The organism is Streptococcus cristatus (genome assembly GCF_003943465.1).
GTDB classification, from domain to species: Bacteria; Bacillota; Bacilli; order Lactobacillales; family Streptococcaceae; genus Streptococcus; species Streptococcus cristatus_C.
The window spans coordinates 227112-252934 of record NZ_RJPR01000002.1; the positions used below are offsets into that span (position 1 = coordinate 227112).

The 25823-nt window shown below is 42.1% G+C and carries 15 protein-coding genes and 2 pseudogenes; all 17 read right to left on the minus strand.

Translation table 11 applies throughout. The features are described 5' to 3' along the window. Nucleotides 1–119: 119 nt before the first annotated feature. The 17 genes and pseudogenes from addA to D8793_RS03730 all read right to left on the minus strand — a co-directional run bounded on the left by addA (nucleotide 120) and on the right by D8793_RS03730 (nucleotide 25816). A complete protein-coding gene (gene addA, locus D8793_RS03655) occupies nucleotides 120–3791 on the minus strand; it encodes a helicase-exonuclease AddAB subunit AddA (RefSeq protein ID WP_125370617.1) in 3672 nt (1223 codons plus the stop codon). Continuing rightward, nucleotides 3788–7075 (minus strand): ATP-dependent nuclease subunit B, encoded by a 3288-nt coding sequence (gene rexB, locus D8793_RS03660; RefSeq protein ID WP_125370618.1) that lies wholly within the window; start codon nucleotides 7073–7075, stop codon nucleotides 3788–3790. Before rexB ends, addA begins: the two co-directional genes overlap by 4 nt. Nucleotides 7076–7214: 139 nt before the next feature. Further along, entirely contained in the window at nucleotides 7215–8411 is a 1197-nt protein-coding gene (tuf, locus tag D8793_RS03665; RefSeq protein WP_005590656.1) for an elongation factor Tu, read from the minus strand. A gap of 122 nt (nucleotides 8412–8533) precedes the next feature. Then, on the minus strand, nucleotides 8534–9532 hold the full coding sequence (locus D8793_RS03670) for an anti sigma factor C-terminal domain-containing protein (protein ID WP_125370619.1): 999 nt from the start codon (nucleotides 9530–9532) through the stop codon (nucleotides 8534–8536). Further along, entirely contained in the window at nucleotides 9519–9989 is a 471-nt protein-coding gene (locus tag D8793_RS03675; protein WP_185760999.1) for an RNA polymerase sigma factor, read from the minus strand. Before D8793_RS03675 ends, D8793_RS03670 begins: the two co-directional genes overlap by 14 nt. A 287-nt stretch (nucleotides 9990–10276) precedes the next feature. After that, complete coding sequence (locus D8793_RS03680) at nucleotides 10277–11212, minus strand: DUF805 domain-containing protein (RefSeq protein ID WP_125370621.1); 936 nt, start codon at nucleotides 11210–11212, stop codon at nucleotides 10277–10279. A gap of 106 nt (nucleotides 11213–11318) precedes the next feature. Beyond that, a pseudogene (locus D8793_RS03685) lies at nucleotides 11319–11894 on the minus strand (ComEC/Rec2 family competence protein); the annotation flags it as partial. Nucleotides 11895–11939: 45 nt separating this feature from the next. After that, nucleotides 11940–12836: a hypothetical protein gene (locus D8793_RS03690; RefSeq protein ID WP_061600614.1), complete on the minus strand. Its 897-nt coding sequence runs from the start codon at nucleotides 12834–12836 to the stop codon at nucleotides 11940–11942. A gap of 58 nt (nucleotides 12837–12894) precedes the next feature. Next, nucleotides 12895–14460, minus strand: coding sequence for a recombinase family protein (locus D8793_RS03695; RefSeq protein ID WP_125370622.1), 1566 nt, complete (start codon nucleotides 14458–14460; stop codon nucleotides 12895–12897). Next, nucleotides 14457–15668 (minus strand): recombinase family protein, encoded by a 1212-nt coding sequence (locus D8793_RS03700; protein WP_228380115.1) that lies wholly within the window; start codon nucleotides 15666–15668, stop codon nucleotides 14457–14459. The genes D8793_RS03695 and D8793_RS03700 overlap by 4 nt, the downstream gene beginning before the upstream one ends. Nucleotides 15669–15752: 84 nt before the next feature. After that, complete coding sequence (locus D8793_RS11865) at nucleotides 15753–15914, minus strand: SHOCT domain-containing protein (RefSeq protein WP_181965701.1); 162 nt, start codon at nucleotides 15912–15914, stop codon at nucleotides 15753–15755. 392 nt (nucleotides 15915–16306) lie between these two features. Then, nucleotides 16307–16780, minus strand: a pseudogene (locus tag D8793_RS12115) (CHAP domain-containing protein); the annotation flags it as partial. Between the two features lie 10 nt (nucleotides 16781–16790). Then, on the minus strand, nucleotides 16791–17207 hold the full coding sequence (locus tag D8793_RS03710) for a phage holin family protein (RefSeq protein ID WP_117508628.1): 417 nt from the start codon (nucleotides 17205–17207) through the stop codon (nucleotides 16791–16793). A 10-nt stretch (nucleotides 17208–17217) separates the two neighbouring features. Beyond that, on the minus strand, nucleotides 17218–19074 hold the full coding sequence (locus tag D8793_RS03715) for a DUF859 family phage minor structural protein (RefSeq protein WP_117508627.1): 1857 nt from the start codon (nucleotides 19072–19074) through the stop codon (nucleotides 17218–17220). A 12-nt stretch (nucleotides 19075–19086) separates the two neighbouring features. After that, nucleotides 19087–21975, minus strand: coding sequence for a phage tail spike protein (locus D8793_RS03720; protein WP_117508626.1), 2889 nt, complete (start codon nucleotides 21973–21975; stop codon nucleotides 19087–19089). Next, the gene (locus D8793_RS03725; RefSeq protein WP_061600625.1) at nucleotides 21975–22700 is read right to left on the minus strand and encodes a hypothetical protein; all 726 of its coding nucleotides are present in this window, start codon (nucleotides 22698–22700) and stop codon (nucleotides 21975–21977) included. The genes D8793_RS03720 and D8793_RS03725 overlap by 1 nt, the downstream gene beginning before the upstream one ends. Continuing rightward, nucleotides 22697–25816: a phage tail tape measure protein gene (locus tag D8793_RS03730; protein ID WP_125370623.1), complete on the minus strand. Its 3120-nt coding sequence runs from the start codon at nucleotides 25814–25816 to the stop codon at nucleotides 22697–22699. The genes D8793_RS03725 and D8793_RS03730 overlap by 4 nt, the downstream gene beginning before the upstream one ends. Nucleotides 25817–25823: the final 7 nt, after the last annotated feature.

The window sequence follows — 25823 nt, forward strand, 5'->3', positions numbered from 1 at the left end:
AGCAAAAAAAGGAAACGTCAAGGGAAGATTAGTACTTAATTCATGTACCTAGTCTTCCGCCAAGCATTTCCCTTAGTAATATCCTTTCTTGCTAGAACTTTAATTATTCCCCAAGCAGACTAGTCCACCTTGACCACCTGTAATTCAGTCCCTCCTAGTAGAATCAAATACTTGTCTACTTGGCTAAGACCATAGGAACGGCTGAGTGCTTCAGCATAGAGATCCAGCTGAGCTCGGTAGCGCTCCACCAACCCTGTCGGCTCATGATAGCGATCAGTCTTATAGTCAAAGAGGACAATGCGATCATCAAAGAGCAGGTAGCCGTCTAAGATTCCCCGAACAACAAAGTCTTGACCACTGGCTGGATCCTGCTTGAGCATGGCAAAAGGTGCTTCCCGATGGAGATGATCGGCCTCCTGCTGGATTAGCTGACCTAGTTCTGTAGCGAAAAAGGCTTCAATCTTAGCCAAGTCAATCTCTTTCTTAACTACCGCATCTGCCTGAACCTGAGTCAAGGCTTGGCGAATGCTAGTCTTTGTAATAGGACGATCCAGCGGAATCCTTTGCATGAGCTCATGGACAGCAGAACCGATTTGAGCTCCCGTGACTTGCTTCTTCTTGCCAAAATCAGGCAGTTCAAAAGACAGCTGAGTCTGATAACTTCGAGGCGCATCCATAATGTCCAGCCCTTCTGAGTCCATAACTGGCTCATAGAACTTCATGATTTGACTGGGCGTGCGAACACTAGGCAATTCAATAGCTGCTTGATAGAGGCTGTTGAGCCGATCTACATTCTCCAAGATATCCAGAGCTCGGCGGATATCTTCTGACTGACGGTTGCCCGTCAAATCATCTACTGGAATAGGATCAGCCTGCTCCACTACTCCAATCTGCTCGTCTGTCAGCTCCTGATCAGTTACAAAGCGGGTTTGATAAGCTAGATTTTCCTTTTCAAACACTGACTGAATAGCATAGAGCCAATCCTGAAAATTGGTCAGCTGGCTTCGAAGACTGCTAGATAAGCGACCATTTTGGCTAGTCCCCCACTTGCGCTCTTGGAGCTTAGCTTGCTTGCCCTTGCCGACCAGATAGAGCTTGGTTTCAGCCCGCGTCATGGCCACATAGAGCAGACGCATCTGCTCAGACAGGCTCGCCAGCTTGAGTTCTTCGGCATTCTGCTGATAGGGTAGGGTCTCCATGGAAATACGGATCTGCTTTGGCGCATGAGGATCCTGAGCCACAACGGGCACATCGGCCACATATTTGATTCCAATACCTTTTTGTCGGCTGAGGATAATAGCAGAGCTGCTATCCTGACGATTGAAGGCCTTGTCCATATTGAGCAGGAAGACATATTTAAACTCCAGCCCCTTACTCTTATGGATAGTCATTAACTGGACCGCATTTTTCGGAGCAGCCAGAGGGACACTGGCCAAATCGTGCTCATTTTTCAAAATTCGGTCAATCATGCTGATAAAGCGGGACAAGCCTTTGAAACTCGACTTTTCATAGTCGTTGGCCCTCAAGGACAGGGCATAGAGATTGGCCTGACGCTGCTCACCGTTGGGCAGAGCGCCTACCATATCGTAGTAAAAACGATCCTGATAAATCTTCCAGATTAAATCATAGAGAGAATGGGTCTTGGAATAGTTGCGCCAGTCATTCAGCGTTTCCTGGAAGTGCTGCAGTTTCTTGCGCAATTCACCATGGATGAGCTGAGGTTCCAGACCTTGATCGGTCAGAGCATTCCTCAACTTTTCGTAGAGATTTTCCATAGACTTAGAACTGGAGGCTTGCAAGGCTAGCCGAGTCAATTCATCCTCATCAAAGTCAAACATCGGCGACTTTAGGAGAGCGGTCAGGGCATAGTCATTGAGAGGATTGTTAATGGTTCGCAAGGTATCCAGCATCACCATAACCTCTACCGACTGGAGGTAATTGGTCTCCCCATCATCAGGCACAATCGGGATATGATGCCGGTCAAACTCTGCCAATATCAGATCATTGCGGGTCCGCGAAGCTGTCAGCAAGGTCATGTCCTTGAAATCCACCCCTTCTTCATTATGAAGGCGGATGATTTCCTTGATTACCAAGGCTACCTCACCCGCTGAAATGCTGGGCAGACCTTGGTCAGAATCCTCTTCTTCGCTATCAGCGCTACCGTCATAAAGCAGAAATTCCGCCTGATTGGCTGGGTTAGGATCCCGTTTGGCTGGATTTCCCGCCACCAAATAGTGGGTCTCATTGTAGTCGATCTCGCCGACTTCCTCGTCCATGAGTCGTTTAAAGACATCATTGGTCGCTTCCAGTACCTCAATGTGACTGCGGAAATTTTCCTTGAGAATAATCAGCTTGCCCTGACTAGGATCGGCCTGATAGAGTTTAAATTTATCATTAAAAATCTGCGGATCGGCCTGACGGAATCGATAGATGGATTGCTTAATATCGCCAACCATAAAGCGATTATTTCCTCGAGCCAGCAATTCCAGCATTCGCTCCTGAGTATGGTTGGTGTCTTGATACTCATCGACCATGACCTCATGGTACTTATCCTGATAAAAACGCCGCACCTCTGGATAATTTTCTAAAATCTCAATTGCAAAATGGCTGATGTCGCCAAATTCAAAGGCATTTTCTGCTACTTTGCGTTGCAAATAAGCCTGTGAGAAATCTCGGACAAAATCTCGCAACAAATCCAGTTGAGGAAGAGCTTCAGATTGATGCTGCTCCATAAAATTCAGATGGTAAAGGCGGACATCCAGCTCTTTAATTCGCTCTATCAAGGGCTTGCGGGCCTCATTATAGATCTGAGCCAGCTCTTTTTTAAGCTCGTCCGCATTCTTACCAACTCGGGCAGTAAAAGCCTGATGGTTAGAGGTCTTGGCCAATTCTAAAAAGCGCTGAATTAGGTCTAGCAACTGCTCAGATCCGGTCTGCTCTGTCAGCTCAGCCAAGATATCTAAGGCTGCCTGAACATTTTCCTGATATTTAGCTCCAGCAAAGGCTTGACCTTCATGGGCTAGATGGCTCTGGAAAAAATCTTCCAAATCCAGCAAAGACTGCCTAGATCCAGATAGTATTCGCTCCCGCTCTGCTTCAAAATCACTGGTTTCATAGCCTAGAAGAAAGGTCTCTTCCAACCATTTTCGCGGATTGCTGGTAGACTGGAGAAAACTATAAATACTATAAATCTGCTGGCGGAAACCAGAAATGTCCTTGCGCTTACCAGTGAAATTTTTGACCAAGCGACTAAATAATTCCTGCTGATCACTCTCATAATAGGTATCGAAAAGCTGGTCAAAGACTTCATTTTGTAGAATGAGCTGCTCACTGGCCGACTGTAAAATCCGAAAATGCGGTGCCAGCCCCAGCAAGTAGCCGTACTTATTGACTACTTTCTGGGTAAAAGCGTCCATAGTACCAATATCCGCATTGGCAATTTCAGCCAACTGCTGAGCCAGATGCTGGCGGAGTTCCTGATCGGAAGTCTCCTTGAGTACCAGACTCAGCTCCTTCTCCAGCCGTTCCTTGAGCTCACCTGCCGCCTTGACAGTAAAGGTGGAGATGAAGAGTTGGCTGACCTCCACACCTCTAAGAATCTGGTCAATAATCCGCTGAACCATAACATAGGTCTTACCAGAGCCAGCCGAAGCCGAAACAAGAATATTCTGACCAGAAGAGTAGATGGCTTGGATCTGCTCTGGTGTACGCTTTTGTGGCTTGTCAGAGGCAGCTTCCTCAGCCTGCTTGACTAGGATATCCTGCTCTTTTAAAAAGGGAATCCGTCTCATTTATCCAACTCCTCCTTGATTTTTTCTAGCCAGGCTTGACGCAGCTTCTCGCCTGTTGGCCGTTTTTCGTACTGCTCTAGATTTAACTTGGTCAGCTGTCTAGCCTGCCCCAGATGGAGATTGGCTTCAAAGCCTGTAATGGCCTTAAACTGGTCCACGTAAGGGGCAATACTGCGGCCATTTTCTGTATAAGGATTGATGGCAAATCGACCGGCTAAAATGCCTTCTGCTGCTTGCTGATAGAGATAGGCATTGTAGGCCAAAATCACTTCTAATTCTTCCTTGGTCAACAGATTAACCTTGCTTTTCTCATAGTTAGTGCCCAAGTCCTTGGCTTGGTCAGCCAGAAAGAGGCCTTTGTAAACCTGACTTTTCATGACCTGTTTCACAGCCTCGTCCAGTGCCTTGGTGTCCTTGAGGCTGGCTAGGGGCTCCGTCATCTGTAGGTACATGGCACCGAAAATTCCCTTGTCTTCCTGGTATTCTGGCATTTCTCGGATAGCTGCTAGGTAGGTCGGCAACTGAGAATTAAGCCTATTAAAGAACTTTTCAAAGCTAAATTTGGTATCGCCCGACTTGTAATCCACAACTCCCAGACTCCCCGTCTCCGTCAAACGATCAATCCGGTCCACCTTGCCGCTCACCTGAAGAGCTCTGCCATTGTCCAAAAGTAAGAAAGGTCGATCATCCCGACCAAAGTCAGTCTCCTCACCAATGACCTCCAGCCCATCCGACTGAGCCAAGATACGGCCAGTAGCCCGAGCCGTGTCCAATAACAATCGACGGGCAAACTGGGTCTCGCCATTTTCTCCATAGACCGTTTCAAACTCAGCCTCCCAGCTAGTCTCCTCCATAGCCCGCTGCAAGCGAGTGTCGAAATCCTGCTCCAAGTGCTCCTGCATAACCTTTTCAAAGATTCGGTGGAGGAAAATCCCGTGACTGCGCGCATCCGGCTGAATGGTCCACTCCTCCTGTAGTCGCAGGACATACTTAAGGAAATAGGCATACTGGTTTTTAAAATATTCATTGAGAGCGGAGGCTGATAGTCTCAAAGGCTGCTCTGAAGGATACAGAGCCTGAAGGGTTTCCGACTTGAGAGGCTCCGTTTTCAACTCCTTGCTGATCTGGGGAATAGAAATCCCTTCAGCTGCCAACTTCTTACGCAAGACTCGAATGGCCACTGCCCAAAAGGTCTGCTCCTCCAGTGTCCATTCGCGGTCGATATCCTCCTGATAGAGGTCAATCACGCGCGCCAACAGAGCCCGATAAGTCCCAATATCGTCGCTACTAGCCTGTGGTAGCTTGCTGATGATGGGTAGAGAAATAGGCGCTATTTCCAGCTCCGTCAAATAGGAAGACATGGCATCTTCTACTTCGTTGATTAAGACAGGGGCAGACAGGACCAAATCTTCTGTCGCTGAATTGAGTAAAGATAGGGCGGCAAAGCGGTTTTTCTTGAGATTTTCACTGCTAGCTATCTGCAACTCGGCCTCGTCCCCCGTTGCTTGGTTTAAGGCCTGACGTTCCTCATCACTAAGCAGACTTTTATTTTGCGCTAACTTGGGCAAGCGCTCCTGCGTCAATCCGATAGCATAGACATAAGGCGCAGCCATGGGCTCAATCAAATCGTAGGATTGAACTGTCACCACGTCCACTGTTGCTGGTACAACTCGGTACTTGGCCAGGAGCATGCCAGACAGAATCAGAGCCAGAAAATCATCGATCTTGAGCTTGCTACCATCAAACACCTGAGCAAGTTGCTCTAGAACATGGCAAAAGGTCTTCCAGACTTCCTCCTGCCGCTCCACTTCCTGCTGGCTTGCATCTTCCAACAGACCAGTCAGATTGGTATCCAAGCGAACTTCTTTGATAAAGTTGGTAAATTTAGCCAAGAGACCAGTCGCTGTCTGACTGCGAGATTTGAAAAAGTCTAATAGAGGCGTGATAAGACTCCGACGCATGACATTGAGCCGCTTCAGGTCAAATTTCTCCTGACGGTTGATGGTGAAATCTCTCCCCAGCTTGGCTGCTCCTTTAATTTCCGCAAAGCGAAGGTACTGTTCAAAACTATCCAGCTCCTCCTGACGCAAGCCGCCATACAGGCCGGTTTTTAAAAGATTGAGTAAATCTTCTGTCTGAAAATTATAGCGTTTCAGCCGTTCCAGTGACTCTAAAAATTGGACCAAAGGATGTTGAGCCATAGACTCAGACCGCCCCAAATAAAAGGGAATCTGATATTGGTCAAAGATGGTCTTCAGCTGGAGCTGGTAGGCCTCCACATCACCCAAAAGCAGTCGGATATCCTTGTAGCGAGCGCCATCATGGAGCCGCTGACGAATGGACTTGGCCACATACTCTAGTTCTTCTTTTTGATTACGAACTGACCAAATTTCTAAGTGAGAGCGGTCATCTTCGGTCAATTCCACATGGGTTTCAGAAAAATCATAGCGACTCTCTAAAATCTTAGAAATCTTGCCAAAGGCATCATCAGACTGAGTCGAATCTCCCGCTAGATACTCTGGCTTGACCTCATAAGTTTGAGCCAGCTTGAGCAGAAAATCCACACTAGCCTGATAAAGATTACCCTCGCGAAAGGCTGTCCGGTAGGCTTTTTGGCTAGCATAAACGCCAATGACAATCTCCACTCCCTTGCGATGTAGCAAATCTACTAGATATTCCTCTTCTGCTGAGAAGCGGGTAAAGCCGTCGATAACCAGTGCAAGATTAGCCAATTCCCCATCCAAATCTCCAGCTAGAATATGCTGGGCAAAAATTGTGAGTTTAGAGGTCGCATCATAATTTCCCGCCTGAAGAGCAGCAGAAAAGGCTGTGAAAATCTTGAGTAAATCCTCGCGCTTCTCTGGCTCTTCTAGATAATTCAAATCCGCAAAAGTCATCTGAGCTGTCTGAAGCTCATGATAAAGGTCTAGCAGTTGCTGGATAAATTGTGCATCTTTCTTGATCCGCCCATAAACCTTTAGTTCTCGATCATCCATTTCCGATAAAATCCGATAAAATAGCATACCTAGACCAATGTCGTCCAAGGGCTGTCCATCTTGAACATCATTAAGGACAAAATAACGAGCCATCTGAGCAAAACGTGTCACCGTAATAGCAAAGGAAGCGTGATTTTCTAATGCCTCCAAAACTGCTCGCTCCTTTTCAAAAGAAAGCGAGTTGGGTGCTATATAAAAGACCCGCTTGCCGGCCGCTGCTAAGTCCTGAGCTTGCTTAGCCAAATGCGCCGTCAAAGGACTGCGGATATCCGTATAAAGTAATTTCATACCGTCTCTTTTCAACAACAAAATATAGAATTATTATATCATGTTTGCGAGAAAAAGGCTTTCTCTAAAAGAAAAAGCCCCGCCGAAGCGAGACTTTTCGTGTCTGATTTTATAATTGTTATCTGGGAACGAAATCGAATTAAGCTTCGATTTCAGTAACCATACCTGAACCAACAGTACGTCCACCTTCACGGATAGAGAAAGTAGTACCTTGTTCAACGGCGATTGGGTGGATCAACTCAACGTCGATAGTTACGTTATCACCAGGCATTACCATTTCAGTACCTGCTGGAAGTTCGATTGAACCTGTAACGTCAGTTGTACGGAAGTAGAACTGTGGACGGTAGTTGTTGAAGAATGGAGTGTGACGTCCACCTTCTTCTTTAGTAAGGATGTAAACTTCACCCTTGAATTTAGTATGTGGGTTGATTGAACCTGGTTTAGCGATAACTTGACCACGTTCGATCTCATCACGTTGGATACCACGAAGAAGTACACCTACGTTGTCCCCTGCAAGACCTTCGTCAAGCTGTTTACGGAACATTTCAACACCAGTAACAACTGCTTTTTGGATTTCTTCTTTGATACCAACGATTTCGATTTCATCGTTGACACGAACAGTACCACGGTCGATACGTCCTGAAGCAACTGTACCACGACCAGTGATTGAGAATACGTCTTCGACTGGAAGAAGAAGAGGCTTGTCAGTATCACGTTCTGGTTCTGGGATGTACTCATCAACAGTGTTCATCAATTCCATGATGATGTCTTCGTACTTAGTATCACCTTCAAGAGCTTTAAGAGCTGAACCTTGGATAACTGGAAGATCGTCACCTGGGAAGTCGTATTCTGACAAGAGGTCACGGATTTCCATTTCAACCAATTCAAGCAATTCTTCGTCATCAACCAAGTCGATCTTGTTCATGAAGACGATAAGGTGTTTAACACCAACCTGACGTGAAAGAAGGATGTGCTCACGAGTTTGTGGCATTGGTCCATCAGTTGAAGCTACTACAAGGATAGCTCCGTCCATTTGAGCGGCACCAGTGATCATGTTTTTAACGTAGTCCGCGTGTCCTGGAGCGTCGATGTGAGCGTAGTGACGTTTTTCAGTTTCGTACTCAACGTGCGCAGTGTTGATAGTGATACCGCGTTCGCGTTCTTCTGGAGCAGCATCGATAGACGCATAGTCTTTTGGTTGGTTAACTGATGAAGGCAAGCGACGTGCCAATACAGTTGTGATAGCTGCTGTCAAAGTAGTTTTACCGTGGTCAACGTGTCCGATAGTACCAATGTTAACGTGTGGTTTACTACGATCGTATTTTTCTTTTGCCATTTGAGTAAAAGCCTCCAATAAAATATATTTTATAGATAGACAGTAGGCAATACAGTCTAACTTTCCTTACTATTTTATCAAATTTTACTGAAAATGCAAGCCTTTTACACATTTTTTGTCAATTATTCCTTATCGAGCTTATAGTAAGGCTGATTGGGAACGGAAGCACCGATACTCGAAGCATAAATCCACTCTTTTCCTTCTAATTGAGTGAAATTTTCAGCTTTTCCTGTCAAGATGACACCGGAGAAAGTTAATTGATCCCGATTTTCTGCTTCACGAATATCTAGCTGACTAAATTTATTGAGATAGGACTGCACATCATTGTACGTGTTGTACCCACTAACACTTGGGAAAAGATTTTTATCGGCCTTTTTCAGATAATCCAAGAAAGTCTGCTGCTCTTTCTTAGCCTCTTTTGCCTTCTTTCTAACATCTGAATCATAAGTAAAGAGAAGACTAGCGTTAGCTCCGTAAGTCGTCTTAGGATCAGTGCGCAATGCCCCAGTATTGTCAACATCTTCTGACTGACTGCCAATCCAGTACCAGTTGATTTTGAGATTGTTCGGTATCATCTGCTGGATTTCCTTATAGGTATAAGCTTTATCAAAAGTCAAAGCTACTTCCACCAATTGATTCGGCATTTCTTTGACAGAAGCAAGTTCTTGAGGGATTCGTTTTGTATCTATTGTTCCTTTAGCATTAATATTGTAGAAGACCGGATATTTTTGACGCAGGGTTCGCGTATAGGTTCCTGAGAGAGACAAATAAGTCCCTTCCGCAGTCGGATCTCTAAAAGCACCTATGAGTGAATAGTTTCCCTCATAGGAAGGATAAGCTACCTTCACTCCATCTAAATCCTTGAAACGATCAGAATGTAAGGTTCCTGAAAACAAAGAATTTTGAGTGTAGTAAAGACTGTCATAGTCAACATTAGGATAGGCGATTTCCGACATAACTTCGTACTCTTTCTGCAAATTTCGACCATTACTCGAGGCTAATTCTATCAATCCCTTTCCTAGTAAAAGCAATAAAGCTAAGGAGACAAGACTACTGATGGCAACTGTCTTCCAAAGTCGTTTCCTTTTACTTTTCTTTGCTAAAATTTCAAATGTTTCCATTTTTATATCCTTTCTTTTCCAATTTATGGCGGAGCTTGATTCGGCTACGCATGAGTTGTACTTTCACTTTACTTACAGAATACGACATAATATGAGCGATTTCCTTTACTGTGAAATTTTGAAAATAATAAAGATCTAAAAGCATTGCTTCCTTGGTAGGGAGCTCTTCTATCGTCATCCTTAACAGCTCATAATAGTCGTTTTCAAATGGTTGAATCACATCTTGTTTAAAAAATTCCTTTTGCAAAATTTCTAGATAATGCTGATCGCGCCTATAGCGATCGATATAGCGGCGGATAGAAACCCGATACATCCAAGCACGCATCTTCTCTGCTGGGATGACCAGATCAGTCTCTAACATTTTGACAAAAACATCCTGTACCACATCTTCTGCCTCAGCCTTAGAAGCTCCTGACTTTTGCAAGTAGAAAACAATCTCTCGGGCAAAGCCAATCAAGATGTTTTCATATTCATCCAGTTTGATAATCTCACCTCCCCACATCTTCTCTTAAAATCTCTCATTATTTGCACTTCTTTAAAAAGAATAACAAAAAAGCCTTTCTATCCCAAATCTCACAGCTGCTACTTCTCATTTGAAACTGCTTTTCTCTATGCAATACTTTTCTATTCTTCCCCCTTTCTACTAGTATAACGAATAGGAAATCATTTTGGTTACAAAAGTTTAAAAGACGACAAAAAACCCCAGATAGATTGAAACTATCTAGGGTCGATATCTTATAGAATTTATTGAGAGATTGACTCTGAGTTGTTGATTTGTTCAGAAGCAGTTCCCAGAGCCTGTTCTGCAGTTTCAGCTTGAGACTGATGAGCTTCTACTGAATGAACTGATTCAGCTGGTTCTGAAACTGATGCTGAGAATGCTGATTGAGTTGACTCTTGAGTTTGGGCTTGGCTAGCAGCAAACGGTTGAGTTGGCTGGTTTACTTGATTTTGCCCAAAAGGTTGCTGTGGCTGACCAAATTCTGGATTCTGAACGGGTGCTTGTTGCTGAGCAAATGGTTGCTCTTGGCTAGCAGGCTGACTAAACTGTTGGTTTTGAGCTGGCTGTTGAACTTGACCAAATTGTTGGTTTTGTGTCGGCTGTTGTTGTCCTTGGAATCCAGGCTGAACAAACTGTTGGTTTTGAACTGGTTGTTGAGCTTGACCAAATTGCTGACCTTGGAATCCTTGTTGACCATAAGGAGCCCCTTTAACTGGCTGAGCTGGTTTGCTAGCTTGGCAAAGCAAGACAATCAGAGCAATACCACATGGCAGAGAAACCAAAGCAGCTAAAATATTCAAAACTGGAATGAGAGAAGCTATTGATGGCCCTACTCCCAGAAAAATAAATGCCCAGTGGAAGCCAGCGTCGCGAAGACGACGAACTGTGATAGCAAGATGGGGAACGATCGTTGCAAGTCCATAGATGGCAAGCAAGAACATGATGAACACAGCTAAACCAGCGCCAGCCATCGCTCCAGATAGATCAGGTTCATAATCGTACAATCCCGCATAATAAATTTCACTAAAAAGTGGAATAAGGAAGCCGAAAAGGGCAATCAACGAAAATGGTAGAGTAATCAAAAAATTACATAGGACAACCCACCAGTAATCCGAACGGCTTGAACGACCACTAAAGTCTGCATAACGAGTCCAAAATTTTTTATAAGCAGAAAACATAGAAATCTCCTTTAAATTTTTATTAACAGGGTTCATTGTATCATAATTTTAGCTCGAAATCAAGGTAAGTTAATCTTGGCTCACTCTCAGAGCAAGGAAACAGGGGTTACTTTACCGTTTCGATTTCCCATGAACCCCAGCCGCTGAAGCGAATAGCTCCTTGTTCATCTGTCCGAAAAATCTGTGTCTGAATGTTCTTAAATCTGTCCAGAGTTTCCTGATGAGGATGCTTGTAGCGGTTATTCTTACCTGCAGAGATGAGGGCAATTTTGGGCTGAAGCTGATGTAAAAATTCTGGGCTAGAGGATCCTTTAGAACCGTGGTGTCCTGCTTTTAAGACATCCACCTTGAGTTGCGGAAAACGCCGCATCAAGGTAGCTTCGCCTTTCTCCTCTAAGTCTCCCGTAAACAAAAAGCTGGTTCCAAAAAATTGCCCATACAAGACGACAGAATCATCATTGCTACCGTCACCCGTCTCCTCAGGATAGAGAACTTGCAAAGCTCCATCAAAAATTGGAAGGCTATCTCCTACTTCTACCGCATGAACTCCCGTCTGCATCCGCTCCAATTTCTCCACAAAATCCGACTGGGTCAAACTTCCCTTAGATACGTAAATTTCCTTTATAGAAAAATGCTTGGCCACCTCCAGCATATCACCCATATGATCCGTATCGGTATGTGTACTTAAATTGATACAAAGTCATACCNTCGAAAAATTAAGTATTTATCAGTACAGAGAATCCCTAATAATTTCCATATATTCAGTAGGATTTAGTTTGTTACTTATAAATTGTCTCCTTGGGTTAAAGTCAATATTGGGTTGTTTAAAATAAAAGTTGTCTAATTTCGATAAATCAATATTCATTGAATTAAAAAATTTATTATATTCAATATAAGTTTTATGCTCTTTTGAGGGAACACTCTTATTTTTGTACACATCATTATACTCAGGTTTTAAATAATTTATTAGTTTAGCCTCAACCAAGTTTATTAATGATGCATCTGAGATTTTTAATTTAAATTCCTTACTCTTGGGCTCATATATATCCTCAATCTTAGCATTTGATGTCTCTGGTGTTGTCAGAGTAGTCCACATAACATTTTCACCAATTGAAAAACTCACGACCCTTACATCTACATCTTTTTTATAATCATGGCAATCAGCTAAAATTCTTTGAAGAGTCTTGTGGCTCGCTAAACGCTTCCCTGTATTACGAGATTCAGTCCTACCTTTAGCTTGCCCTATATAAAGAATTTCAGAGACAATCTGATTACCATTTTTGATAATAGAATCTAATATTAAATCCAGAATTTGATATGTAACGCCATTAATTATCACACATCTATTATCTAGACTTTTATCAAAACTTACTATATTTTCTTCATCTTCCCAAATTAACTCAAGTGCTTCATCAGCAGTTTTTACCTTGACTATTAATTCATTTTCTTTGGTTTCATTTTTTGTAACAGAGTCAACATAAAATTTTTCAAATCCAAAAATCATATACAGATGATGACTTTCAGGGATATTATCATCATATAAATCACTACTTTGAAGTAGCAATAAGTCCTTAATTTCTACACTTGAAAACACACCTAAATAGTTACCTAAATCCAAATCCATTTGAATTCCTCTTTATCTATCAAATTACACTAATTATACCAAAAAAGAGGTTACAATCTCAATGAACTGTAACCTCACCATTTTTAAAGATAAATTCAATATTTCTATTTTCCTTAATAATGATCCTCTCTACCGCAGTTTCCCAAAGTAAATCATCAAACTCTGTAACTAAACACTCTTGAGATTTCAGTGTTTTTAGAAAAGCCTGAAGTTCTTTATTGCGTTTAGCCTTATCAAGATGTTCCTTTTCTACCGACTCAAGTTCAACAATCAAAGCATCATACCTATCAACCAAGTTCCTATACTTTTCTTGATAGACATCTTGGTTTTGTGGCATCACAGCATTATCCGTGACTAATTTAGAAATCATCTGGCTGACAACCTCAACTTCAGTCTCCAATTCTTTCATTCGTTGCTCTAAATCAGCTGTTCCACTAATTTCAAGCAACGTTTCAAGATTACTGATAATTTCATCCTTATTACTGATAACCTTATTGATTGCTGAAACGAACCAATCCTTAATTTCATCTTCAGTAACATGAGGAGTAGTACACTTCTTTTCGCCCTTGTACTTCTCATTACATTGGTAGATAACCCTTCGATATTTTGATGTGGAGTGCCAGACCTTGCTACCGAAGTAATGCCCACAATCCCCACATACCAGCTTTGAACTAAATAGTGTAGTACTCCCCTTACCCTTTTCTTTCCTATCTAGTGATGCTTGAACTGCATCAAACGTTTCTTTATCTACAATGGCTTCATGGTTATTTTCTACATAATACTGTGGTAACTCTCCCTTGTTAATGTTCTTCTTTTTGGATAGAAAATCAATTGTGTAGGTTTTCTGAAGGAGGGCATCACCCTTGTACTTCTCATTCCTTAACATCCGTTTGATGGTCACAGAACTCCAATGATTCTTACCACTAGGTGAGAGGATACCTTGTTGTGTCAAGTCTTTTGCAATGCTATAGGGAGTTTTACCAAGCAATGCCTGTTGGAAAATGTAGCGGACAGTCTTAGCTTCTTCCTGATTAACAACAATCTCACCATTCTCGCCCTTTTCAAAGCCCATGACGTTGGTATAGGGAAAATGTACCTTTCCTTCCGCAAACTGTTTCCTCAAGCCCCAAGTGACGTTCTCTGAGATGCTACGGCTTTCTTCTTGGGCCAAGCTAGACATGATGGTAATCAACAGCTCACCCTTTGAATCTAGAGTCCAGATATTCTCTTTCTCAAAGTAGATTTCAACTCCGACTTCCTTCAACTTACGAACTGTTGTCAATGAATCAACTGTATTTCTTGCAAACCGACTAACTGACTTGGTAATAATGAGGTCAATTTTGCCAGCCAAGGCATCCTCAATCATGCTCTTAAAACCCACTCGCAGTTTAGTATTAGTGCCACTAATACCTTCATCCGAGTACATTTTAACAAACTCCCAATCGCTTCGAGTTGAAATGTATTCTGCATAATACCTCATCTGAGATTCATAGCTGGTTGTTTGGTCTTCATGATCAGTTGATACCCTCGCATAACCTGCTACACGACGTTTCTTAGGTAGCGAAATGCTAGCTAACTCTGAGTTCCTAGGCGCATTTGCTTCAATAGTTATGACGTTTTTCATAAGAAGTGCTCCTTTCTAACCTTCAGTTCATATTTTCTACCTTTTATAGGAAAGACGGTAATTAAACCTACTGATGAGTCATAAATAACCTTCTTGATATTTTCGGTAACCCAATTTTTATCTGGTTTAAATCCAATTTTATCTTCAAATGTAGCTAATATCCGTTTTTCAGATAGAGTCTTACTAGGACAAGAGGATGTTCCGAACCTGTCTCTAGTGCGGCAACAGTATCTGATGGTTCGGTGTACCTTTTTGGAGTCTACTCTAGTAATCATTATTTTTCCACAATGGCTACACTCGATTAACTCTCTAAAAGTACCTTTGTGCATATGGCTTTCCTGATACATTACCTTGTACCGACGTTCTTTTTCTTGTAGTACCACATCAAAATAAGACTTTGAAACAATGGCTTCATGAGCATCCTCTACAATATACTTATTCTTTTGCCCATTATTTCGTTTAGGATTTCGTGAAAAAGGTTCTCGGTAAGTCTTCTGTAATACCAAACGTCCAAAGTATGCTTCCTGCTTAAAGAACTCTCGGACACTAGAGACTGTGAAGGGATTTCCCAGTCGTGTCAAGACTCCTTGCTCATTTAACTTTTTAGTAATCATTGGGGCATTATCTCCGTCCAAGAACCATTGAAACACCTGTCGTACAACCTTTGCTTCATCAGGCTCAATGACATAATTCTCACCATTCCAACGGTAGCCATAGATATCTTGAGGTGTATGAGGTTGACCCTGTTCAAACTTTTTCTTAATCTGCCATCTTAAGTTTTCACTGATGTTATGCGATTCTTCTTGAGCGACAGAAGCTAGGAGAGTTAACATCAACTCGCCTTCGGAACTTAGGCTATCTATCCCTTCTTTTTCAAAGGTAATTCCTATGTTCTTTTGTCTAAGTACACGCACTGTAGACAATAGGTCAACGGTGTTTCTACCGAACCTTGCAATGGATTTAGTTAAAATTCTATCAATTTTTCCATCATCACATGCCTTTAACAAATCTTGTAACCCTTGACGGTTACTTTGTTCTTTACCGCTGATGCCTTCATCATAATAAACGCCAACCAATTCCCAGTCTGGATGAGACTGAATTAATCTACTATAATAGCTGACTTGAGTGGATAACGAATGATGTAGGCGACTATCAGATACCCTCGCATATGCTGCTACACGCAACTTAGGTTTTTGCGGTGTCATCATCGGTTGAATTCGTCTAACTATTCTCAATTTGATACACTCCTTTCGCTACTATATATCACTCTAAAGGCCTCATTTATCAAGTCTTTAGGTCGATAATCTACTAATAAATGGTTGATATTTTTCAAGCATCTTTTCCTTAAATTGCTGATGAACTTCCTCACTAATAATCCTAGATTTTAGGAGTCTATCAGCCTGTATAATGGTCAGTTGGTAAGTCATCTCATCTTGTAATTTGTCATTAGTCATAATAGCCCTCCTACCTTACTAAGTAAGGCTGAGGGCATTTTTTCCGCTTTTTAGGCAAAAAAATAAGCCTGACAGAAAATACATTCCACCAGGCTTACCATAAGTTACTGTTTAATAGCCTTTTCCAAGGCTTGCACTGAAGCAACTAATTTCTCATCGTCAAACTTTTGTGACTCTAAGAATCGGTTGAAATCATCATCATCTAAGGTCAAATGTGCTGCACCAGCTGATTGCAACTGAACAACTGTATCAATGTGACCAATCCCAAAGACAGCACCATTGACCACTGCCACATAACCTTGTTTCCCACTTTTTGATCGTACGACAAAATTTTTCATATCCTCATCCTCCGAAGTTTCTACTTTCTTTGTGCTAGTTGCTACCTCATAAGGCAGTCTAAACCAGCCAACCATATAACCAACCAATCCACCACTATGGCGATCCACTAATCGCCCATCAGAATACCACTTTCGTGACACACGTCGAGTGTAGCCACCACCGCCAACTTCCAGTTGATCGTTGATCCCATTACGGTTACTATCCAAATAACCATCGACATTTTGTTCCACACCTTCAAGTCCAGTACCATCAGAATCCGCTAAACAAACACCGATGTGACCAAAACTGTGACTCGGTACACGAATCACGTAAATGTCACCCGCCTGTGGGTTAACCCCTACGGCATCATAGGTGACCTGAAAACCATTGGCTTTTGCCTTATCAAGGCAGTCAATAGCATTGGTGTAAGCCATATTCTTCCCTGTTTCCTCCTGAACGATTTTGTCAATTAGAGCCACACATTGCCCACCATAAGGATTGGTAGGCACCGTTACTTTGGTATTGACTTTCGAGAGGGCATTGGCAACAACCTTTTCTTTACTTGTCATTCTCATCCTCCTTATCTTCGTTTAACTGACGTAAGACTTGTTTAATACGATTAGGCACTGGCAATCCAATACGAGTCGCATTTTCCAAGATGGACAGTCCTTCATTACTGAAGTAGAAAAAGATAACAGCTGTTCGAACTGCCCCACCTTGTTTTAAGACATGTTGGTCAATCATGTGGGCAACAGCCACCAAACAGATAATCATGGCTTTTTTGAAAATCCCTTTTTTACCGATAGAACTGGAGAGGTTCTTCTCAACAATGGCTGCCATAATCCCTGTCACATAGTCAATCAACATAAAAATCAAAAGGCCATAAAGAAAGCCATCGATTTCTCCAAAAATAGAACCGATGACCCCACCGATTCCTGAAAACACTAACTTATTTGTTGAAACTGCTAGATGCATATTGTCTCCTTTAAGCGGTACGTCGCCACCGATAAACTGTAATATAGGGTTGTAAATTGTTATGAGCCTGTCCACCACCAGAATTGCCTGTATTATTCCCTTGAGGATATAATGAGGCACCGCCGTCTGAAGAGTAATCTCGACGTATAGCCTGGTTTCCTGAATTGGCAGAAACATATTGTGGGTGCGAGTGCACTGGCATTTCATTGATTGTTAAAGTATGGGTTTTGCTGCCACCTGTTTTTGAAACAGTATTAAATTCGCTTTCTGTCTCAGATACACCAACCAAAACATGCCCATTCCCAAATCGCTCCCACTTCCCTCCCATAAAGGTGGAAGGATTGGCATAACTTGTTGATTCATAAATCGTTCCAACAGGATAAAAGATATCAATTAGCTTTTTATTTCGCATGATGATGTCTCCATCAAAATAAGAAGGCTGACTACCATCCACATCAAGAACCCCTCGTGTCCATGCTTTTCCTATCCCCATCCCTGTCGGAGATAAGCCATAAACCACCTTTTCAGGACCAACCGTAAACTCAAAATCCGTTTCATAGAATAAATCTCGCAAATGACCAATGATGGTATAAGATTTGGTTTGGTCATAAGAGCCATTTAGTGTAGCTTGAAAATTCTCTTTGGTATGTTCCGTTGTCGTACTCCAGTTAGCGGCTCCACCTACATTCGTTGTCTTCGTACCAGTTGATAAATCAAGAATATCCCACGTCATAGTGGCTCGATTCTTCTGACTATTGCCTACAATGAGTGGTGCAATTTTTACTTTTCGAATCACATTTAATTGATTCATGGCAGTTCCGACTCGAACTGAAGTAAAGGATAGAATGGGTTTAAAATATTCAAGTAGAGAAATCTCGACTTCCTTTCTCGGACTTTGTCTTCCTCTTGAATCCGTCACAAAAGCAGAGATTTTGGCACGACCAACATGGTTAATACCTCCTACTCCGCCATTTTGTGCAGTAGCTACATTCTGGAGTTGTATCCAGCTATTTCCTTCAAATTTAAACACTTCCGCTCGATAACCACTAGCTGGAATAGTTGATCCATAAATTCCTGTAGCACCATTAAAGGTAACCTTGGGATTTGACTCCAATGAAACAAAGGTATTGCCTGTAATGGCATTTTGAGCAATCGTATTTAAATCCGATAAACTGATAGAGGATAGACTGGGAACCACCGAGCTCGGAAGTTGAAGAGTCACTTGAATCCGAGACTCACCGATGACCTTTCCTCCATAAATGGTTTGTACTAAAATTGTGCCAATACCAGAGGTCGCATTGGGGATTTGAGGAGCTAATTTTGCAACTTCTGGTGTCCAACTACAAGAAGTGGTTGCACCAGTTGCGACCACTCCACTCAAACTACCAAATTGCCAAGTAACCTTGTGTGTAAAATCCCCACTTGCTCTCGTAATAGAAATGGTAATTGGAGAACCCATCATATTCCCAGAAACACTAGCTGTTGAGGACCGTGGAATATCTCGTAATCGTAACGATTGATAACCGGTATTAAGAGTTCCTGGTGACCATCCACCACTTCCTGAAAAGGTCGCAGAAAAACCAATGGTCTTTTGACCATTGGAATTGTGAGCGATGGTGATGGTTTTATCAATGAGATGAAGAGAAGAGTTCATGCTGTACATATCTGGTCTACCACTCCAAGAAAGAGTTTGACCATCTATGGAAACACTGGCACTACAGTTATACATCCCAAAGGTTGTTTGGCCATTTCGTAGCCACAATTGAACACGTACAGTTGAGGTATTATTGGCGGTGCTAGTTCCTGTTTCTTCTACCCTAAGTAGAAGATTGTACCCTCGGTCATTATTACTGCCATAATCTGCCATAGTCTTTCCTTTCTAAGTCTTGCTGTCGATGAAGCGACAAACTAAATGTTTGGGGTTATGCCTTGCAGCTTCTAAACGATAATATCCAACTTGTAGCGTTTCAACAAAAACCCCATGGTGGATTTTAATCACACCAGAAGTAACGGTCATGACCGCATTCCCTGCTGATTTAATCATCATTCCTTGTGGGGTTAATTCGATAAACTCAGAATTATCTTTCTTACCAATGATGACACCATTATCACCTGCTCGCAGATAAGTGTTCACAAATTGTAAAAGCAAGGCATTACTTTTCAAATCAGCTTCAATAGCTGCGATGCGCTGTGTGTTTGCGACAAAATCCTGATTGAATTTGGTGAGTGTTTCCTTGTTACTCTTTTCAAATTCCTTATAGGTCTTGAGCCAATCAGAAACTTCACTGGCAAGTGCCCTCGCTTCCATATCCACTCGAATCGACTCCGTCTTCTCCGTTAGGATATCCAATTGTTGCTTCATAAAACTTTGATCTGCTTTCCCATCAATTTGCTTCATCAAATCTGCTAAGGATGGACCTGGAGTGGTTGCCACATTGCCATCTTCAAGTTGGACATTTCGTAGCCAAACCACATCACCTTGTACCCATGTTCCAGATGATAAAGTAAAGACAAAAGAATAAGCTACGTTACTTGAAACCTTCCAACTTGAAACCACTCGTTCCCAATTGGTGGTAAGTTGAATCGATTTTGTTCCACCTAATTCAGAGCCAATCATCATGGACACCGCTCTTGAAGTTTTCATATCAACCGCAAAGGTCATGGTCTGTCCAATGCATGTCCGCAAGTCAAAAAAGTCTCGCTTGAATCCACCACTTCCAGACTTGGTACAAGTCATTTTAATCGAGATGTCACTGACAGATGTACTATCTTCTACGATTTCTTTTCGCCATTCTGACTGAAGATTAGTGAAACTTGTTTCTCGCATGGCATAGTCATCAATGTAATTTCGCCCACCTAAAACAGTCCCCTCAAAGAAAGAAGACCAAGTATAATCACTCGGGTTCGTTGAAGGTGTAGCAGTTGGTCGATTAACTGCCAAACCCAAATAGCGTTTCCCCTTAGGTGAAGAGGAAATCCCCTCGCCTTTATCACTATCCGCATACATCTTCCATGTATACAAGGTTTGACCGATATCTCCCTTATTTCCATAAACACCAATAACGACTGGTGTCGTCAACGTTTCATTTCCGTCAGTGAAAACAGTTCGTTTGTAATTCCAAAGATATTTACTGGTATCCGTTAAAACAGGAATGGTTTTTGACCAACCACTCGTTGATGTGAGGACTCCTGTTTTTTGATTACTCACCAAATAGTATTCTTCGATTTGGGAAATGCTGATGCCTCTGTCTCCTTTTGGACCTGGAGTGAGTGACAGTTTAGAAAGTTGACTCTTGGTAGCTAGTTCTTCGCCTCTCACTTTTAAGAGTGGTGTATCAATTGAAATATTCCCATTGGAGTCCAATGAAAATACTGGCTTGTGACTTCCAGGAATAACAACCTTGTTGGCATTGACTTCTATCGCATTTAAATACTCAGTCAACACCTGATGAGAAACCAAACGACGCATCCAAGCAGAATTAGACACGGTTAGTTCATCTATCTTTGCTTTTTGAATAGCCGCAAAGCGAATTTCTGCCGCCTCTGAGGATAAATAGTCAACTGCTGCTTGATTACCACTTCGAACAGCTTCAGCTTTTGCTCGCTCAATCCCATCTTCTACATCCTTGCTTACTCGACTCATATTGGAATCAAGTACAAGACTGAGATTGGCTCGCTCCCTTTCAATCTGACGTTGAACCTTTCCATCATTGAGAGTTAAAAGCTCATTTGCGACAGATGAAATGGGATTCCCTGACACCCCTTGTCCACCAAACGAGACCGTATCGTCAAATGAGATGGATATGATTTTCTCTGTTAAAGCATTAAAGCGATAAGCAACTACTTTTTTGACCACATCAACTTGGTGAAGTCTACTTTTTAGAGTCACCTCGTCCCCCAACTGCACCTCTTGTCCATCCAGTTCAAAGGCTTCAATCTCAATCACTTCTGAAACCTGATCTAAATGGTCATTGCTAAATTTTGCCATCGCCCATTGTCTCAATTCTTCCTCGGTATGGAGATTATTGTTCTCATACTCCGCCTCATGCACATAAGGATATTGATGAATGAGAGGACTCTCCACCATAACCGAAAGAGTTTTCTCTTCCTTTTCACCTTCTGGCTTAAAAGTTGAGGACGCATAAATGCGAGTGACAATAGACTGACTAGAACGAGTACGATCAAACTTTTCTAAGTTATGATGCGTTGAAATGGCCACCCCACGATTCTTTCCTCGATGTTCTTTGATGGTGAATAAAAAGTTATCGCGAACCAACTCTCCCTCCCAAGTTCCTACAATGGAATGTTTCCCATCCATCAACACTTTGTAAAGTGTAGCTGTCTCTGTCGTATTAAACGACCTTTTCTTTGTAATATCACTATCAAAAGAAAAGCGAGCTATATCTCTTTTAGCTTTTGAAATCAATTGTCCAAGGGCACTTTGGCAGGTCACATTTTGATTCGAAACTGGTAGAATAGAGCGACGCATGATATCATCCGTAATATGTTGGCAAGTCACACGAACCCTATCGTTTTCTTCAATTGGTTTCTTAATCCGAAAGAGTTGTTTATTGGCATAGGGAACTGGACATAGTATCAATTTATCTGTCACTAACTCTTTATAAATGCCTGAATCCGTAATCGGATAATCAAATTGAAGCGTAAAATCACCATTCAACGTTTCTTCAACTTCCGCGCTCAAGGTTTCATGAAGGGGAAGTCCGTTCCATTTTGGAGTTTTAGTTTGTCCATCTAATAAGAATAACATCAAGCCCACCCCCATAATATTTCAATGTGAAGACTGGTAATTCCAGTACCAAGCACCACACCAACTTTCTTGTCTTTTTGATTGGCATCGAGTGTGATAAAATCTCCTGACCAATGAACCAACTCTCCACTTTCTGTCAAAAAACTTGGATGATGTGGGTCATTATCCATAACCAAAGTTTTGTTTAGTTGCTCCAAACCAATAACTTGTTCACCGATGGTGAAACTTGTCTCTCCAGTCGATTTACCTGAAACAGTAATCTTAGGATAAGACAGAGCTGAACCAAGCAAGGGAATTGTCCCATTCTTCGTTAAGGTATACTCACTAACATCATTAAAATATCGAGTAGGATGACAAAGGAAAGTGACCTCTAGGGTGAATACTCCTAAATTATCTTGAACAATATCAAAGCTATCTACCTTATAACACCAGTACCTTGTGGTTTTCATGCGCTCACTTTCAAGCCAAAACCCTTCACGAGTTAAAAGAGCAGAAAATTCATTAATCTGTTCTTCAGTTGCAGCAATAAGGTGAATACGATAAGCTTTCTCAATCACTTTTCGGTGCTTATTGGTCAAAACCAATCCACCACTCAAACCGTCATGTTCTTGCAGTTGGCTTTTAGAAGTCGGAATATGAAAACTTGGTCTATCTTCCACGAGTATCTTGTAAGGGAATGAGGCAGTTGATAAACCATCTATGATTAATGCATTATGTTGGATCACAACCTCACCCCTCTCAATGATTGTATTCGAGTTAACTCGTCATGAATTCTTTCTGCTACTTGATTGGCTAGTCGTTTGATATCGGCTTCTTCTCTTATCACTACATCTGTAATGGAAACATTGATGACATTGCCACCAGTTCCCATGGTTGATGCGATTTCTTCACCGATTGCCGCAAGATTCTGTTTGGTTAAAGGCAAGACAGCCTCTTTCCCAGCTTCACCACCAACCATCAATTGATTTCCATTCATGCCAAAGGCTGTCGGTTTCGTTAGAATCCCACCCTTGGCATACCAAGCAATCGAAATCTTAGGCAAACCGCCCTTTAACCAATCAAGTGGATTGGCAGAACCACTCACAGAAAAGTGAGGTAACGGAATATGTGGCCATGAAATCTTAAAGTTAAACAGATTCTTGATGGCATTAATGGCAGAAGATACAACATTTTTTGCACCATTGATGGCATTTGAGATAGAATTCTTGATACCATTCCAGACACTTGAAACAGTGGAGCTAATACCACTGAGAATACTAGAAATGGTCTGTTGAATGCCAGACCAGCCACTGGATACAAAAGAAACAATTGAAGAAATCACTGACGTGATGACGGATTTTATCGTGTTCCAAATAGAAGACACGATTCCAGAAATAGCGGTTAAAACATTACTAATGGTGTCTTTAATTCCATTCCAGGTATTGGAAATAAACTGACCTATGGCAGACAATATCGTCGTCACAATTTGTTGAATAGCTTGCCAAACTCTCTGAAGAACTCCCTTGATCGTCTCCCATGCGCCAGACCAGTCACCAGTTATGACCTGCATAATAGCTTTGATGATTCCTAAAACAACATTGATAGCTGTTTCGACAACTGTTTTGATGATGTCCCAAGCCGTGGTGATGATTAACTGAATATTTGCCCAAGCAGCTTCAAGATAGGGGCCAATCAAAGACATGACCGTCTGAATAACTGTAGAAATGGCATTCCAGACCGTTTCAACTGCTACTTGTATAAGGGCTTGATTTTCTGTCCACCAAGTGGTAAGAGTTCCCCAGATCGTCATGATAAAGGTACTAATCTCTTGAAGAATAACTGAAATAAAAGCATAGATGGCATTCCAGATTTCAATGACTGCTGTCCGAAAGCCTTCATTGTTTTGCCACAGTTCTTGAATCCCAACGACTAATAGGGCAATCACTGCTATGATGCCTAGAACTGTTCCAACAATCGGAGCTGCTGCAACGACCAATCCGCCAATGGTCGTTCCCATGGCGACTGCTGCCGCTTGAAGGGCTAAGAGTCCAGGTAACAACAGACCGACAACTGTAATTAAACCACCCATAATGACAATAAAGGTCTGAATGGGACTAGGTAAGTTGCTGAACCAATTGGCGACAGCTTGTAGTAATTGAGCCAATAATTCTAAGACTGGTGCTAGAGCTTCAGCTAAAACACCACCAACCTCTGCCATGGCAGCTTTAGCAGTATTTTGTGCAATCGTAAATTTATCAATCGGATCAAGTGTTGCTTCATAAGTTGACGTCACAACTCCTAAAGCATTCTTAGCAGTCCCTGATAAATCATTAAATGAAAAAGCACCACGCTTAATGGCATCGACCATTCGTGGCGCAGCTTTTGAACCAAAAACTTCTGAAGCGAGTGTCAGACTCTCTGTCTCATTTGTTGAATTCTTAATTTGTTCAACAGTTTTTGCCAGACCATCTTGTAAGGTTAAGCCATCCTTGGCATAATTAACAGCCGCTTTAGATAAAGTAGAAAGTGCAGCACTTGAATCGACACCAGCTTTTTCAAAGCGTCCCATTAAGGCGACACCCTCGTCAAAGGATAACCCAAGTGACTTAATTTGAGGAGCACCAGATACGACCTTACTCATTAGATCCTGAACACCAACCCCAGTTTGTTGGGAAGTAAAAGTGACCGTATCAAGTACCATGGCGAGGTCTTTAGACTCAAGACCATAGGCTTCAATGGCCTGTTTGGCAGAAATAGCCGATTGCGTCACATCCGAACCATTGATTTCAGAATACTTAATCAGTAATGCTGAAGCCTGTGATAAAGCATCTCCTGTTAAGCCAAACTGAGTATTTAATTCCCCAACCGCACTACCTGCTGTCGCAAAGTCTGTAGGAATGGAAGTGGCGAGTTCAGTCGCAATATCTTGCATCCCTTCAAGTGCCTTTCCACTAGCACCAGTCTTGGTGATGATGATATCCATTCCTTCATCAACTTCACGAAAAGCTTCAAGAGATTGTTGCCCAAATTCGATTAACTTTTGAGAGAGTTCACCCAATCGGTCTCCAAACTCCATAAGGATATCTGCTTTTAATAAACCATTGGTTTGTTCAAGGCTTGCTGCAGATTGTTGGGAGGCATTGGAAAGCCCCTCCATTTCCTGTTGGAGATTGTTATAGGCTGTCTTAGTATCGTTGAGTGTTTTCTCAAGCCGATTGGCTTCGACAGAATTCTCGCCATATTCTGATTTGGTTAGTTCTAACTGACGTTCTAAATTCGCAATTTGACGCTCAACGAGTTCAGACTGACTAGCAATTCTTCTTTGTGCTAAGGCTAATTTTTCAGACTCTGAAGCATTTGAACCAAGCTGACTCTCTTGCAAACGAAAGGTGGAATTGAGTTTCTCACTCTCTGATGCTAATTGGGCCTGTTCAGCTTCTAAACTGTTTAATTTCGACCGGTTGCTTTCAACTGTGTTTCCGTGAGAATCAAGCGCTCGATTAACTCCTTCAAGTTTTGTTTCATAGCTTTTTAGGACATTTTGTGTTGTCTCAACTTCACGTTGGAATGCTCGATATTGTTCTGCACCAATATCCCCACGTTGGAATTGCGCTTCAACTTGACTTTGTGCCTGACGTAAGGTTTCTAATTTTTCTTTCGTGGTCGCAATCTGTTTTGAAAGCACCTCTTGCTTTTGAGTAAGGAGAGTGACATTGCCAGTATCAAATTTCAGTGCTTTATCAATTTGTTTCAGCTCTTTAGTGGATTCCGCTGATTCTTTATTTATTCCCTTCAAGGCTCGTTGTAAAGGTTGGGTGTCACCACCAATCTCAATCGTAATGCCTTTGATGTTACCAGCCATAGTTCTC

What these genes read in the sequence shown, in the direction of transcription:
- tuf (WP_005590656.1), bottom strand. Translation starts at nt 8,411, where the DNA reads ATGGCAAAAGAAAAATACGATCGTAGTAAACCACACGTTAACATTGGT.
- D8793_RS03720 (WP_117508626.1), bottom strand. Translation starts at nt 21,975, where the DNA reads ATGTTATTCTTATTAGATGGACAAACTAAAACTCCAAAATGGAACGGA.
- D8793_RS03690 (WP_061600614.1), bottom strand. Translation starts at nt 12,836, where the DNA reads ATGGATTTGGATTTAGGTAACTATTTAGGTGTGTTTTCAAGTGTAGAA.
- D8793_RS03730 (WP_125370623.1), bottom strand. Translation starts at nt 25,816, where the DNA reads ATGGCTGGTAACATCAAAGGCATTACGATTGAGATTGGTGGTGACACC.
- D8793_RS11865 (WP_181965701.1), bottom strand. Translation starts at nt 15,914, where the DNA reads ATGACTAATGACAAATTACAAGATGAGATGACTTACCAACTGACCATT.
- D8793_RS03695 (WP_125370622.1), bottom strand. Translation starts at nt 14,460, where the DNA reads ATGAAAAACGTCATAACTATTGAAGCAAATGCGCCTAGGAACTCAGAG.
- D8793_RS03700 (WP_228380115.1), bottom strand. Translation starts at nt 15,668, where the DNA reads ATGATGACACCGCAAAAACCTAAGTTGCGTGTAGCAGCATATGCGAGG.
- addA (WP_125370617.1), bottom strand. Translation starts at nt 3,791, where the DNA reads ATGAGACGGATTCCCTTTTTAAAAGAGCAGGATATCCTAGTCAAGCAG.
- D8793_RS03680 (WP_125370621.1), bottom strand. Translation starts at nt 11,212, where the DNA reads ATGTTTTCTGCTTATAAAAAATTTTGGACTCGTTATGCAGACTTTAGT.
- D8793_RS03715 (WP_117508627.1), bottom strand. Translation starts at nt 19,074, where the DNA reads ATGGCAGATTATGGCAGTAATAATGACCGAGGGTACAATCTTCTACTT.
- rexB (WP_125370618.1), bottom strand. Translation starts at nt 7,075, where the DNA reads ATGAAATTACTTTATACGGATATCCGCAGTCCTTTGACGGCGCATTTG.
- D8793_RS03710 (WP_117508628.1), bottom strand. Translation starts at nt 17,207, where the DNA reads ATGCATCTAGCAGTTTCAACAAATAAGTTAGTGTTTTCAGGAATCGGT.
- D8793_RS03670 (WP_125370619.1), bottom strand. Translation starts at nt 9,532, where the DNA reads ATGGAAACATTTGAAATTTTAGCAAAGAAAAGTAAAAGGAAACGACTT.